Consider the following 13,619-nt stretch of genomic DNA (forward strand, 5'->3'; position numbering starts at 1 on the left):
GTCACTTGGCGGCAGCTTCGGGAGTGCAGGGCCTGCTCGACGGCACCGACATGGTCACCATGCTGGCCGGTGCCGTCAGCGGCGCCGTGGCCGGCTACACCTACTACCCGGCCACCTACGACGCCGACCTGCGTCTGGCCGCCACCGGCGCCGTCGCGCTCGGCGGCGTCTTCCTCTTCACCACGGTCGCCGACGCGGTGCTCGCCCCGCTGCGCCGCCGCTTCACTCAGGCCGACGTCGCCGAGATGCGCGCCGCCGCCGAGGCCCGCGTGGCCGAGGTCCGCGGCGTCGCCGTCCCGAGCGGCCTGAGCGAGGCGCTCGACCAGGTCGCCGCGGCCTCCGAGGACGACGCCGCGCACCGCGCCGCCCAGGCCGCCTACTGCATCGACCTCAGCAACCAGCTGCTGAGCAACCCCGGCCGGTGGCGCGGCTACACCACCGGCGAGGCCACCTACTACCTCGCCCCCGGCACGGTCCTGCACTACAGCCGCGAGGAGACCGAGCGCGGCACCCCCGAGCACCGCTACACCCTCCTGACCGCCGACGACCCGACGCCGGTCCCCGTCACCAACGTCCGGGACATCTTCGACGACCTCACCCTCCGCGTCCGCAAGACCGAGGTCCTCGACGAGACGGTGCCGAGCATGGTCTGACGGCCCTCTGTGCCGCCCCCGCGCCGCGCCCCGCGCGGAGTTCGGGGGCGGCGCGGAGGACCGGACAGCCCGGCCCCGGCCGCCACATCGGCCTCCCCCACCGTGCAGGAGAACAACGGATGACCGCCACCGTGATCACCGCCGAGACCCTTATCAGCCGCTACGCCGACGACATCGCCTACGTCGCGCAGCAGCCCCCGGCCACCGACCTCGTCGTCCTCATCAGCCAGCTCGACACCGCCACCCCGCGCTATGAGACGGCCGGCATCAACGGCAGCGAGGACCTGGAGACCGCCTCGTCCCACCTCGACGAGGCCCTCAACAGCACCGACGAGACCTCCCGCAACGTCTTCCTGCGCCGCGCCCACGACCTCCTGCGCCCGCTCGTCTGGGACATGACGCAGGAGTACCGCACTGCCGCCGGCGACTGACCCGAGCCCCCGGCCCGCTCCGCGTGCGCCCCGTCTCCCCCACGCCTGATGAGAGGCGGGGCGCACGGGCCGGCAGCCTCTTTTTTCACCACTGCCCTCGCTCTCTGCCCTCCGGCGCTTGCGCCCCCGCGACAGACACCTCAGGCGCTTAGGAAGTCAAGTTCGCCGAGCTGGGTCCGTGTGTAGCCTGTCGATCTGTTCGAGAGCGAGCGGGGGTGGATGGTGTCTGGCGGGCCGTGGACGGGTGGTGACCGTGGTCACAACGACGAGGTTCACGAGCGGTGGCTGCGGCTGCGGAACAGGTCGACCGGAGCGCCTGATTATCGGGACGAGTGGTATGACGCGCAGTGCGGTGGGTGCCGGTTCTGGGTCGCGTTGAGCGGCAAGTTGGGTCAGGACTGGGGTGCCTGCTCGAATGCCGATTCAATGTTCGATGGGCAGGTGCGCTTCGAGCACGATGGTTGTGGTTCTTTCATGGTCCGCGCAGACGGCTCGTTCGGCTGACGGCTGTTGGAGGGAAGTGGCCAGGATCTGTCCCGCCGATCATGTGGCTATAGATGGTCGGCAGGTCTACCTGTAGCGGGCTTCGAGACTCCGCCATCCTGGGTGGTGAACCGGTCCAGCAGCCGGATCGCCATGTCGTGGTCGTAGAACCGGGCCATCTCGTAAGCACTTCTTCCACCGTCGGGGGTGGCGGTGGGGTCGGCACCATAGGCAAGGACGATTGCGGTGAGAGCGCTGTCGATCGGCTGCCCTGACTGAAGAGCCGAGTCCCCTTCCAGTTCGATGGCGTGCGTCAGCAAAGTCATGCCGAAGCAGACCTCGTTCACGTCAGCTCCCTCGTCCAGGAGGCGCGTGAGCGTGGCGTGATCGCTCGACTCGACCGCCTGATGGGCGGGCGTCCAAGGTTCGATTTCGACGATATTCACCACGGCATCATGTCTGATCGCTCACCATCATGATCGGCCGAGCAGCTCCTAAGCAGCCTCTACCAAGGCAGACGCGGCTGGGAAGGCAACGGCCTCATTGAAGTGATGGCCGTGCTGGAGGCAGTGGTAGAGCTGTCCGATCAGGCGGTTGAACAGGTTGCGCTGGGCTGAGGCGTGCCAGTCTCCCTGGTCGCGGCGGCGCCGGTAGTGGGCCTTGGCACCGGGTGATGCGGTGATAGAAGAGAAGGCCCAGAGGTAGCCGACGGCGTTCAGGCGGTCGTTCTTCACCCACCGTCTGGTGATGGACGACTTCTTGCCGGAGGCCCGGGTGATGGGCGAGGAGCCGGCGTATGCCTTCAGCCCGCGGGCGTCGGCGAACCGGGCGCGGTCGTCTCCGATCTCAGCGAGCACCCGGGCGCCGAGCTGGGTGCCCAGGCCGGGGAAACTGAGGATGATCTCAGCGTCCGGATGCTGAGGGAACGCATCCTCGACCGCCTCGGCGAGCTGGGCGGCGGCGGTGCAGGCAGCCTCCAATTGGATGAGGAGGGCGAGCATCTGCTTGCCGAGCGCGTCCTCGACGAGTGCGGGCTGGTGAGCCCAGTCGGCCCGGAAGACCTCGCGGAGCCGTTCGGCCTCGGCCTCGATCCCGCGCTGACGGCCGGCCCGCTTGAGCGCGGCCTGGAGCTGGACGCGGGTCAATCGGGCCGCACGGGCCGGTGTGGGTGCGGCCTTGAGGAGCTCGTTGTCGGCGTACGGACTTTTCTCCCCAGTTGCGTACGGACGAACGTCCCCAGCTCTGACCGCAGGCAGCGGCAGCAGGGGGATCTCGGTTGAGATCGATGCCCCGACCAGGGACACTCGCGCGATGAGCCACAGCACATCGTCTGAACCGATCGAGCGAGGGTGGGACGAGCCCTGGTATCGGGTTCGCATGGCGGACTTCCAGGCGTCGTTCCTGCCCAGCGACGGCGAGGACTTGGACGAGGTCTGCAACGTCGATGTCTTCGTGACTCTGAAGGATGGATCTCGTTGGACCGCGACCGTGTTCACCGTCGTGGAAGTCGAACGCCTGATGAAACTCTGGGCAGGGACCGACGAGGCCCTCGGGGGCCGGTACTTCTGGGTCTCGGACGGCCTGATCGTCAGGGATCCCGGCATCGACAACATGACCGACGTAATCGCCGGACTGATCGAGAATGGCGAGTTCTCCGAGCCCGTCGAACACCAGCGAGTCCCAGAACGGTGCATCGGTCTGCATGACCAGCACCATCACCGTTCGCAGCTGACCGCAGCATCGACCGACAGGAACCTGAGGGAGCGTCACCTCCAGCTGTCGAAGGACACGGCGTACGCGGTCTCACGCGAGCATTCCCACGCAATCGAACAGCGAGGTAACTCTCCGCGATGGCTCCCCAAGATCTGTGCCAGAACCCCGTTCTCGGGCTCTGGCACAACTTCTGTGGATCTGGCGCGAGACGGCAGGTCCGTGCGCCGTGCTACGTCCTGGTCGGCTGCGGTGCCGACGGGATTTGAACCCGCGAGACAGATGGGAGCAGGTCCGCTCCGTCTCCGTCAGTCGCCGTGGGAGGGACCTCGCCCACGGCGATCGCAATGGACCGCTCTGCCACGGCACCGCAGCCTGCGGAAATGCGCGCATTCCCGCTCTGGCCAAGCGTAGAGACATCGTTCTCCGCGGACGAATCTTTATCCGGTCGCCTGCAACGACTGCCATAGGCCCACAGAAGTTGTGCCAGAGCCCGTTCTCGTGGACAAAGCCAGTCCGGGCCTGACGGAACCCGCTCAGGGCAAAACAGGATGAAAACCCTCATATGGGTGAAGCTCCTCGCCTCGGGATCGACCAGCACGCTGCCGTAACGGAGAGCGCGTTTGGCATGTCGCTTCACTGGCCTGGTTGGATTCCCGTATGACGGATTGGCCGCAACTCAGCCATGCTTACGGCTCCGCAGAGGACATACCCGCGCTGCTGGACCAGATCGCATCGGAGCCGAACGCCGAGCGTTGGAACGATCTGTGGTCGGTGCTGTGCCATCAAGGCAGTGTCTATTCGGCCAGCTTCGCGACCCTGCCATGGCTAGTCGACGTAGCTGGCAGCGATGACCGAGAGCAGGCGGTCAGTGCCCTGAACCTGGCGGGCGCGATCATGGCTGGCTCCGATCAGCCGCACGGGGCCGGCGATGTCCGCGCGCAGCACTCGGCGGAGGTCGAGACCCTGCTGGCGGTGGTGAACCAGCACCTCCGGACGGCGTCCGATCGCACCGAGTACGCCTACCTCCTGGAAGCCATGCTGAGCTTCGAAGGCGTCATGGGTTGGAGCGAAGAGCTGGCCTGGGGCCTTGTGAACGAGGAGTACGAGATCTCCTGCCCCAGCTGCCAAGCCAACCTGTTCGTTGTCATCGGGGAGCGCGGATTCTTCTCCACGAGCGGCGACTACGCGCTGTCGGGGGACGACGTCGAGACGACGCCCCTGCGTCCCGCGAATGTCGCAGACATGGACGGCATCGGCCGACGGCTTCACGACATCGCGCTCAGCGACGGTCACCCGGAAGTCGCCAGCGCGATGCTCTACATCTTCGGCGATGCCACGTGCCCGGACTGTGAAACAGGCTTCTCCGTGGCGGACCAGATCAGCGCCGACTGGTCCGCCACACACTGAGGGCAGGTCCAACGAAACGTACCCGCCTTCCCCGGAGCAGGACTGGTACCTCAGGCCGCTCAAACTTCGGTGAGACGAAACTGCCGGTCATCAACCTTCGGTGACCTCGATCAGTCTTCGATGAGACAGCACACCCGTCTCTCAAATCGGGTATTTCGGAAATAAACCCTGAAAAGCGACGCACAGAATGGCCCCTTCAGTCGACGAACTCGGCCCGCCCGGTATGGATCGATCCGCGATCAGCTGGGAGGCTCACACATGGCCTCTCGTGGCTTTTTGAGCCCTCGGGTAGCTCGCCGGTTACGAAAAATGGGGGCGCCGGTCACTGGTGAGACTGAGCGCTTCACTTGGCAAGTGAGCCGTTGACTTGGCGGGGCTGTGCGCTTGAGTTGGCGGGCAGGGGTAGCGGACTGGTTTCTTACCTACGGGGTCTTCGCGAAAACCGCACGGGAGGCTGCTGCCGCGGGCTGTGCTGAGGGCATGGAGGTATCGGTTCCTATCCCTGAGGCCGGATCCCGGCCGGTGTGGTCGCACAGCTGCACTCTGGACGATCTCGCCGCGCCGTACACCATTGCCCCGGGGTCTTCGGGCGGCTGGAGACGGGGCCGGGATGGGCCCGGCGGTAGACGGCGGCGTGGAAGACATACGGGGCGGGGATCATCTGTCGGTCCAGGACCTGGCCAACTTTCCGGCGCTCGCCTCGCTACCGGCACGCGGGTTTACCTGGCGGGCCCGGCAGCGGCACCGCCCTGGGCTGCAGTACATGCAAGCGCTTTAGTCGGCACCTGCACACTTGGTGAGGTGCGACAGAGGAAATGCGGGTGCCGACTGATGGGCCGTACGGGCAGCATGCCCGTATGTCTACCGAAGTCAGCGGAATGATCGAGTGCCGGCCAGGCGCCCGCCTCTGGGGCCCCGACGACGAGGACTCCGTGTGGCACGCCGCCATCGACCTCTTCCTGCTCAACAACGGCAACGCCTACGACGCCCTCGCCTGCCTCTTCGGCATCCGGAACTACTTCGGCTTCCGCCCTCTGGCCGAAAGCCGCGGCTTTCCGAGCGACGCATCCGAGGGGCTCCAGACCGAGTACGCCGCGTACGGCGGATCTCCTGACACCCACGGCACGACATGGATCACGTGGGCCGAGCTCGCCTCGACCGACTGGCAGGAAACAGACAGTTTCGGCACGCGAAGCCGAGAATCGGTCGCCGGAAACGAAAGCGACTGGGGGCCGGTCTGGAGCGTGATGCGGACACTCAGCGAACTCCATGGAGCAGACCATGTGCGACTCGCTGTCTGGTTCCACTGACCTCGACTCCGCGGCGAAGCGCCGCTTGCCCGATGGGAGACCGGCGTGACTGAACGCGACATCCTACTCAACGAGCTTGCCCAGGGGCTCCGCCCGATGCCACAGGGCATCGCATGGTTCGACGCACTCGCCCCAGACGAGCAGTCCGAGGTCCTACTGTTTCTGCGCCACCACTGTGTCCAGGCACGTGTCGTCGCCGAGGACGGACCGGAGGGCATCCGCCGTGCCGGTCTGCGCCCGACGCACACGCCGGCGGTGCTGATCACCCGTGGTCGGATAGACCATCAACTGGGGAAGGTCGCCTCTCTGACTCCCCTCGACGAACGCCGGAAGGCCTTCCGGCTGCTAATCGCGGTGCTCGCGATCGCCGACGGACGACGCCGCGAGCGCTACTGCTCGAACGGGTGCGGTCACTGGTGGCACAGGCTGTCCGCCGCCGACTGATCCCTCCGTCGGCATCAGCGCCCAGCTGGGCTCCCGTATCAGGCACGTACATAGCCCGACGGACCGGCAGCAGCGTGGAGTCACTACCGCAGCGGCTCGGTGAGTTCACGCAAGGGTCACGTGTATCCCGCCCTCGGCCAGAACTTCGATCACCAGGGCGACCAGGTCATATTGCTCACCCTCTGGCGCCAGGACGCGGGACAGGTGCTCGCGTGCAGTCGCAGCGTCCCACCAGACCAAGGTCGCAGGAGCGGTATAGCCGAAGTTGCCACGCAGACAGTCCACGAGGGCATCCAAGCAGCCGCCGAAGTAGCCGCCCGGCCCGTTGACGGCCTCGCCGAGTGCCAGGTAGAGGCCCGATTCGTCCGTGATGTGCCGGCCGTCCAGCTCGTACGCGTGTCCGGCCTGCCGGTCCTGGTGCTTGAGCCGACAGCCCCGCTCCCGGACGAGATCGAGCCAGGCCCCACGCTGGCGGCTCTCGAGCCCGGCCCAAGCACCAGGGGCGTCTGGCGGGCCGGCAAGCCAGCGCTCCCATACTGACCGGGCGTATCCCGGTACGGGTGCAAGGTATCCGTCAAGTTCCAGATCAATCAGCTCCGCCCCGCGGGAGGTCGGCTGCCACGTACGGACTTTGGGTCGCAGCAGCCGATCGGTGAGCGGTTCGCCTCGGTCGTCCTGTATCTCAAGCCAGGCCTCCTCCAGGTCCAGCGTGCGCCGGGTGCCCGTAGCCAGTGCCCGCCGTAGCCGATCACTCGGGACAAGCCCCCGCAGGACGAGAGGAGGTTCCACTTGCTCGGGCGGCAGGATCCGGGCGAATTCCCGGCAGGAACCCAGCCACCGGTACCCGTCGTGCAGTCGGACAGGCGCCCGGTGCCCCTCGGGCGGGCCCACGTAGTCGTCCAGACCGGTGAGCACAAGACCGTCCGTCCCCGGGTGCTGCCCGAGACTCTCCGCGTCCTCCAGCAGCCAGGCGTCGAGCGTCCTGTCCTCCGGCACCAGCCACACCCTGCTACCGACCCAGCCGCGCGGGACCTCAGCTCCATCCGGAACCCAGCCGAACAGCTCGTACGTCCCGCGCAGGGGTTCCCGGAAGAATCCCTCCACCTCGGCGCAGACGCCCCAGACGTGGCCGCTTCCCGTGTCCGTCAGCGCGTACCGTCCCTGCGCGCGATGGCCCCTGTCCACATGCACGGCGGGAATCATGCCCAGACCAAGGGTAGTCCGTGAAACTCTTTTCGAGATCGGTCACGGTGAACCGTTCCGGGTCGGATGAAGGCTGAGTGCTCGATCTGGCGGATGGCGCCATCTGAAGCGCTCAGTCACAACTGGCGAGACCGAGCACAGCACTATGCTCCAGCCTCACGACCAGTGACCTCGGGTTCACCTGCACGTGCTGCGGGGACCACCACCCTGAGCTGCCGATGAACTATACGGCCGAGGCCCCTGCCGTGTGGGATCCGGCTTTCACCGACGCCGAGGACTGCCTGCTCTCCACAGACCAGTGCGTGATCCGCGGGCAGCACTACTTCGTCAAGGGCCTGATCGAAATACCGGTCATCGGCACCAGCGACGTGTTCTCCTGGGGCGTCTGGGTCTCGCTCAGCCGAGCAAGCTTCTCCCGTGCCGCGGACCTGTGGGACACCCCCGGCCGGGAGTCCGAAAAACCATAATTCGGTTGGCTCACCACAGACCTGCCGATCTACCCGACCACGACCCTCAACCTGAAGACGCACGTGCATACCCGCCCGATTGGGGAACGCCCCTTCATCGAGCTGGAACCCACCGACCACCCCCTCGCCGTCGAGCAACGCACAGGAATCAGCCTGGACCGCGTGCGGGAAATCGCGGCGGCCGTGCTCTACACCGGTGACGACCAGCCGTAGTGATGTCCGGCAAGCCGGCATCGCCGGTCCTGGTCAGGGCCAGCGACCTGAGCCACAGGGGCCGACGGTCCGACGGTCCGACGAGAAGGCATCCTCATCCACGGGCAGGACATCCGGCGGCGCTGCGACGTGCCGGGAGCCACACAGATGACTTGTGGATGCCGGACCTGAGCACCACCAGCCGCTCCCCCACTGCTTTACGGCTGACCCCAAGAAGCCGTCGGCCGAGCCGCTGGTACTGCGCGTACGGTCAGCTCCACGCTCGCGCCCCATGCGATCAATGAGGCCGCGCACCAAAAGGGTTTTCCACGAGGTCGGATGCCGACGTGATCACCTCATGACGACCAGAAAGGGTCATGCCGTCCAGGCGCCCCACTCCGCTCTCCCCCACCCGTGCGGCGCCGATCACCGCTCAACCCAGCGCCCGATCGCCGTGACCGCCCACCCAGGAGAGCCTGCCCGTACAGAAGACCGCCCTCATTCCCTACGCGATCCCCCGCATCCCCCGAGCCTTGCACGCCCACGCCACGGTCCACTGCCACCCAGACGGCGCCTGGCACATCGCCTGGGTCCGGCCCGACGCGCCCGGCACTGTCCCGGTCACTGCCCTGCGACACCCCGCCGCGCCAGCTACCTCAACCACCGTCCCCGATCCCGACCGCAGTGTGCCCGCAGTCAGGGACCCCTGATCTCTCCTCCTTCGCCACCACGTCCAAGGCTGGCATCCGCGCGGACGCCAGCCTTTCTGCGTTTCGGGTTCAAGGAATCATGAGGCGAGACAAGGAGAGGGGCGACTGCAGGTCATTGCAGTGGGTGGGTTTCCACGTACAGGAGAGGCACGCCTTCCCGATCAGAGAACTCAATCCGGCCCGACTGCGTGTTGGGTACGAGCAGAAGGGTGGTCCCCCGGACGAACTGACCGGGGCCGGGGTTCGGCAGGTTGGTGAAGAGGTCGCCCTGCTGTCCGAGGTCTTCGCACTCGATCGTGAGAGGGCTGCCGGCGCTCTGTACTTCCCCGTCCGCCCCAATCCAGTCGGCCTGCGAGAACGGATAGGTGTCGAGTTTGGTGCTGCCGGTGTTCTTGATCTTGAACTCCAGGCAGACGAACTGCTTGCCCGGCTCGGCGGTGGCGGTGGAGTCCGTATCAGGGTCTGAGACTGTCCTGGCCGTCTTCACGCTGACCAAGGTGACGTCGGCGGAGCCGCCCGGGATGTCGAGCAGGTCACTGGTACTGGTCACCACGGGCACGGTCTTCCCCGGGGTGAGAGTGGGGGCGGTGGGAGATGCCGTCGTGGACTTTGCCGACGGGTGCGCGGTCTGTTGTTCTTGCCGCCACCGGTCACCGTTCTGCTCGCCGCCACAGCCGTCGATACAACGAAAGCCGCCATACACCCGAGCGCTGTGCGCCTCACGAAGGCTTCCACCATCGCCCCTCACCGCCCTCTGTCTGGATACTCCAGATTCGCCCTCCTCGACTCCAACCGCACTCCCCCGCCGGGCGAACGATGAAGGCCCGTGCCCTCAGGTACAACGGGGCACGGACCTTCTGCGGAACTGTTAGGGACTGGCCTTTGCGGCTTCGGTGCCCGACCCGCCAAACCGCTCTGGGTTCCCCGGACGACACCGCTGGTGTCATCGGCAGAGCAGCAGGAAGCTTTTCGTGCGGTGGGGAACTCGTGGCACGGACTATGGGTCAGAGGCGGAGCCACTCGTCGCGCGCCCAGTCCCATACTGACTCCCAGCGGTCCTCCGTGAGGCCGCCCTCTCCGATGCACCTCCAGAGGACGACGGCGCCGTCGGGTCCGACGAGGTAGAAGTCGCCTTCGTCCTCGCACAGGACGATCAGGTCGCGCGGGACGCCCTGGTCCCAGGCGATCTCCATGAGCTCCGGCAGGTACGTGTGCCTGTCCTCGTCCGTGACGGTGACGGGTTCCAGGCGGCCGCGCTCGACGTCGCCGACACAGAGCAGGAATTCTCGGAGTCCGGCGGGCAGCTGGATGCCGTGTTCTTTTTCGATCCGCGCGAGGAGCTGCTCGTCGGGGAGCTCCGGCGGAGTCTCGTCCGGACCGTTGGTCTCCAGGATGTACTGGATGACGTCTTCCACGATTCTCCTCACGGCCGCTGCCTCGAACCCGCGACCGCGAGCCCTGGTGATCATTTTGGGACCAGGATCCGCACGTAACCGCATCGGGGGCGCGGGTTGGGCTGCCGCATTGCCTTCCGCTACTGACCTTCATCGTCACCTTCAGGGCCGGTGTCCGCGTCAACGTGCGCGGGCGCCGGCCTTTGGTGTTCTAGGTCCGGCGAGCTACGACGTGACGGTTGGCCTTGTCAGCGAGTTATCACGGCGTGATAGGTCGATGGATCGTGCGGGGCGGCTGTGGGGGTATCACGCCGTGATAGGTCGGCAGGTCGGTCAGGAAGGCTGAGGACCTATCACGGCGTGATAACCCGGCAAGGATTCGTAACCTTGCTAACGTGTTGATGGCTGAAGTTGATCTAAGTCGTTAGTAGAGTGACGCTCATGACGTCACCTGACACGGGCGGCGACCGGGAGAAGGTCGTCACCAAGCTCACAACCACCCTTCGGCAGGACCTGAAGGTCCGTGCCGCTCTCCATGGCCTCGACATGCAGAACGCAGTCGAAGCCGGCATCACCGCCTGGCGCGGCCTGGGTTCGAACCTTGCCCCGGTCGACACCGCCGGAGCGGAGACCTACGCCACCTTCCTCCCCGCCGGACTGTGGGACGGCTTCCGCGACGACTGCAAGGACCGCGGCGTCTCCCTCACCCAGGGCATCGCCCAGGCCGTCACCCTCTGGCTCGACAACAACCCTGTGCCTGAGGTCAAGCGCCCAGCGACGGTCCGACGCATCGTCGTCTGCAACCAGAAGGGCGGAGTCGGCAAGACAGCCGTAACCGCCGGCCTCGGCGAAGCACTCGCGGAAAACCCTGCCCAGCTCGTCCCGGTCCGGGTCTCCAAGCACTTCGCCGCACTCCTCGACGACGACGACCGCCCCGACGACCCACTCGCCCTGGAAGACCTTCCCGGCCTCGGGCAGCGAGTCCTCCTCGTCGACTTCGACCCCCAGGGCCACCTCACCAAACAGCTCGGCCACGAACCGCTCCCCATCAACGGGGACTCCCTCACCAACCACATGGCCGGCGAAGGCAAGGGCGACCTGGCCGACCTCATCGTCGCCGTGGACGAAGACCGCTTCGGCGACAGACTGCACCTCCTGCCGGCCTGCACCGATGCCTTCCTCCTCGACGTCCGCCTCGCCTCCGTCCGCGCACGCGAAGCCGCCCTCGAACGGGCCCTGCGTGCCGTCGAAGCCAGCTACGACGTCGTCCTCATCGACTGCCCCCCGAGCCTCGGCCTCAGCATGGACGCCGCCTCCTACTACGGACGCCGCCGCGACAACGAGGAAACCGGCAACTCCGGCGTCCTCATCATCGTCCAGGCCGAAGACAGCAGTGCCGACGCCTACGGCCTGCTCACCTCCCAAATCGAGGACATGCGCGGCGACCTCTCCCTCGACATCGACTACCTCGGCCTCGTCGTCAACCACTACGACGCCCGCCGCGGATACATCGCCACCTCCTCCCTCCAGTCCTGGATGGACATAAAGGATCCCCGCGTCGTCGGCGTCATCGGGGACCTCAAGGAGCAGAAGGAAGCCGTCCGCGCCAAGCGCCCCCTCCTCGCCTACGCACCCCAGTGCGAGCAGTCCGTCGCCCTCCGAGCCCTCGCCCGGGAGATCAGCAAGTGAGCAAGGCCAAGAACCTCGGCGCCGGCGCGTCCTTCGCACAGGCCCGCCCCATCAGCGCCCGACGCGCAGCGATCGGCGCCGCCACCGCCGCTCCCACCGAAGGAGTGCCAGACCCGACCGAACTCTCGCTCAGCCTCATCAGCCAAAACCCCGACAACCCGCGCGAGGAACTCCGCGACCTTGAGGGCCTGGCCGACAGCATCCGCGAGATCGGCCTCGTCAACTCCATTACCGTCGCCACCGTTGACTCCTACCTGGCCGAACGGCCCGACCGAGCCGACGACGTGGATGAAGGCGCCCGATACATCGTCGTCGACGGCCACCGCCGACTCGAAGCCGCCCGGCTCGCCGGCGCCGACACCATCCGGGTCAGCGTCAACAACAAGCTCGTCGCCACCGACGAAGCCCTCCTCGAAGCGGCGTTCGTCGCCAACGTCCATCGCGACGACATGAATCCCATCGAGCAGGCCCACGCACTCAAGAAGCTCGTCGAGTTCTACGGCTCTCAGAACAAAGCCGCCAAGCGCCTCGGCATCGGCCAGTCCACCATCTCCTCCAAGCTCTCCATCCTCGACCTGGACCCCGCCCTCCAGGCAGACCTCATCGAAGGCCGCAGGACGATCGAGCACGTCCGTAACCTGTCCAAGCTGCCCCCCGAGGAACAGCGCGCGAAGGCCGACGCCCGAGCAGAAGCCGCAGAGCAGAAGGCCGCCGCCAAGCGCGACCTATCACGCCGTGATAACCCCTCCGCCTCCCAAGCGCCGAACCCCTCAGAGAACGGCACCTCGGACGGAGCCGACGCCGGGCTATCACGCCGTGATAACCCGGGCCCCAGCGAGCGCAGGCCCCTCACGGACGAAGTACCCGCGCCCAGGAGTGCGACGGAATCGCCGGCCACTTCACCGGCACAGAGCTCTGTCTCGGACCCTGTAACCGAACTGCCCTCGCCCAACGGGGGAGCAGCAGTCACAGAGATCACGGCACTGGAGAGGCCAGCGGCGTCGCAGAACATGTCCGTTTCGCGCGCCCAGCCCGTTCCGACGGTTCCACTGCACGACGGTGCTGCCCTGATGGATCTGGCTTTCGACGGCTTGACCCCAGGACAACGCAGCGCCTTCATCCAGCGCTACTTCAAGCGAAGCACGGGAGTAGGTGCTGTCGTGGCAGACCTGCGGGCCGACCTCGAGCGACCCGCACGCGCCTCGCTAGCGGAGATCCTTCAGCAGGTCGCTGCAGGACTGCTTGAAGAGAAGTAGGCAGGAAATGTCGGAGCCTCCGTCCTCAAGGTAGGACGGAGGCTCCGACATGTCGGGGAGGAGAACGGCGCCGCAGCGCCATGACCGGGATCAGCCAGCTTCACCCCGGAGTCTCCACCGAACCCGGCAGGAAGTTGGACTCACGGCATCGGCGGATCGTAGAGCGGCTGACTCCGCACGCGGCGGCGGCCTCACGCTGGTTCAGCATCGGACGAGTCGTGCTCATCCCCCTGTCATCGCCGCAACCCTGCAGGCCGTGGACAACAC

Annotated in this window: 12 protein-coding genes, 1 tRNA gene and 3 pseudogenes; 10 read left to right on the forward strand and 6 right to left on the reverse strand. The window is 66.7% G+C overall.

Going from position 1 to position 13,619, the window contains the following annotated elements:
• Positions 1-5: 5 nt before the first annotated feature.
• The 3 genes from BLW86_RS42500 (at position 6) to BLW86_RS40395 (ending at position 1,588) form a co-directional block, all read left to right on the forward strand.
• Positions 6-653, forward strand: coding sequence for a hypothetical protein (locus tag BLW86_RS42500; RefSeq protein WP_177182003.1), 648 nt, complete (start codon positions 6-8; stop codon positions 651-653).
• A 119-nt stretch (positions 654-772) separates the two neighbouring features.
• Positions 773-1,084: a hypothetical protein gene (locus BLW86_RS40390; protein ID WP_093879278.1), complete on the forward strand. Its 312-nt coding sequence runs from the start codon at positions 773-775 to the stop codon at positions 1,082-1,084.
• A 219-nt stretch (positions 1,085-1,303) separates the two neighbouring features.
• Positions 1,304-1,588 carry a DUF3027 domain-containing protein gene (locus tag BLW86_RS40395; RefSeq protein WP_093879279.1) on the forward strand — a complete coding sequence of 95 codons (285 nt, stop codon included), beginning with the start codon at positions 1,304-1,306 and terminating at the stop codon, positions 1,586-1,588.
• Between the two features lie 47 nt (positions 1,589-1,635).
• Here BLW86_RS40395 and BLW86_RS40400 read toward each other — a convergent pair whose 3' ends face one another.
• Together BLW86_RS40400 and BLW86_RS40405 are read right to left on the reverse strand one after the other, a co-directional pair.
• Positions 1,636-2,013, reverse strand: coding sequence for an ankyrin repeat domain-containing protein (locus BLW86_RS40400; RefSeq protein ID WP_256341790.1), 378 nt, complete (start codon positions 2,011-2,013; stop codon positions 1,636-1,638).
• A gap of 48 nt (positions 2,014-2,061) precedes the next feature.
• Positions 2,062-2,751: pseudogene (locus BLW86_RS40405) on the reverse strand (transposase); the annotation flags it as partial.
• A 127-nt stretch (positions 2,752-2,878) separates the two neighbouring features.
• On the opposite strand from BLW86_RS40405, the pseudogene BLW86_RS43750 reads away from it, so the two are divergent.
• A pseudogene (locus BLW86_RS43750) lies at positions 2,879-3,226 on the forward strand (hypothetical protein); the annotation flags it as partial.
• 301 nt (positions 3,227-3,527) lie between these two features.
• Here BLW86_RS43750 and BLW86_RS42505 read toward each other — a convergent pair.
• A tRNA-Gly gene (locus BLW86_RS42505) sits at positions 3,528-3,647 on the reverse strand.
• A 290-nt stretch (positions 3,648-3,937) separates the two neighbouring features.
• Here BLW86_RS42505 and BLW86_RS40415 point away from each other — a divergent pair.
• The 3 genes from BLW86_RS40415 to BLW86_RS40425 all read left to right on the forward strand — a co-directional run bounded on the left by BLW86_RS40415 (position 3,938) and on the right by BLW86_RS40425 (position 6,441).
• Complete coding sequence (locus tag BLW86_RS40415) at positions 3,938-4,687, forward strand: hypothetical protein (protein WP_093879280.1); 750 nt, start codon at positions 3,938-3,940, stop codon at positions 4,685-4,687.
• 857 nt (positions 4,688-5,544) lie between these two features.
• Positions 5,545-5,997 carry a hypothetical protein gene (locus BLW86_RS40420; RefSeq protein ID WP_093879340.1) on the forward strand — a complete coding sequence of 151 codons (453 nt, stop codon included), beginning with the start codon at positions 5,545-5,547 and terminating at the stop codon, positions 5,995-5,997.
• Between the two features lie 45 nt (positions 5,998-6,042).
• The gene (locus BLW86_RS40425; RefSeq protein ID WP_093879281.1) at positions 6,043-6,441 is read left to right on the forward strand and encodes a DUF5958 family protein; all 399 of its coding nucleotides are present in this window, start codon (positions 6,043-6,045) and stop codon (positions 6,439-6,441) included.
• Positions 6,442-6,546: 105 nt separating this feature from the next.
• On the opposite strand, the gene BLW86_RS40430 is transcribed toward BLW86_RS40425, so the two are convergent.
• On the reverse strand, positions 6,547-7,644 hold the full coding sequence (locus BLW86_RS40430; protein ID WP_093879282.1) for a barstar family protein: 1,098 nt from the start codon (positions 7,642-7,644) through the stop codon (positions 6,547-6,549).
• Between the two features lie 218 nt (positions 7,645-7,862).
• Between BLW86_RS40430 and BLW86_RS40435 the strand changes: the two are divergent.
• A pseudogene (locus BLW86_RS40435) lies at positions 7,863-8,324 on the forward strand (DUF2199 domain-containing protein).
• Between the two features lie 801 nt (positions 8,325-9,125).
• Here the strand turns inward: BLW86_RS40435 and BLW86_RS40440 are convergent.
• The gene (locus BLW86_RS40440; protein WP_143060371.1) at positions 9,126-9,563 is read right to left on the reverse strand and encodes a DUF4352 domain-containing protein; all 438 of its coding nucleotides are present in this window, start codon (positions 9,561-9,563) and stop codon (positions 9,126-9,128) included.
• Between the two features lie 454 nt (positions 9,564-10,017).
• Positions 10,018-10,428: an SMI1/KNR4 family protein gene (locus BLW86_RS40445; RefSeq protein ID WP_093879284.1), complete on the reverse strand. Its 411-nt coding sequence runs from the start codon at positions 10,426-10,428 to the stop codon at positions 10,018-10,020.
• 420 nt (positions 10,429-10,848) lie between these two features.
• Between BLW86_RS40445 and BLW86_RS40450 the strand changes: the two genes are divergently transcribed.
• Both BLW86_RS40450 and BLW86_RS40455 read left to right on the forward strand, forming a co-directional pair.
• A complete protein-coding gene (locus BLW86_RS40450) occupies positions 10,849-12,096 on the forward strand; it encodes a ParA family protein (RefSeq protein ID WP_093879285.1) in 1,248 nt (415 codons plus the stop codon).
• Positions 12,093-13,352, forward strand: coding sequence for a ParB/RepB/Spo0J family partition protein (locus BLW86_RS40455; RefSeq protein WP_093879286.1), 1,260 nt, complete (start codon positions 12,093-12,095; stop codon positions 13,350-13,352). The genes BLW86_RS40450 and BLW86_RS40455 overlap by 4 nt, the downstream gene beginning before the upstream one ends.
• Positions 13,353-13,619 lie beyond the last annotated feature (267 nt).

This window comes from Streptomyces sp. TLI_105 (assembly GCF_900105415.1).
GTDB lineage: Bacteria > Actinomycetota > Actinomycetes > Streptomycetales > Streptomycetaceae > Streptomyces.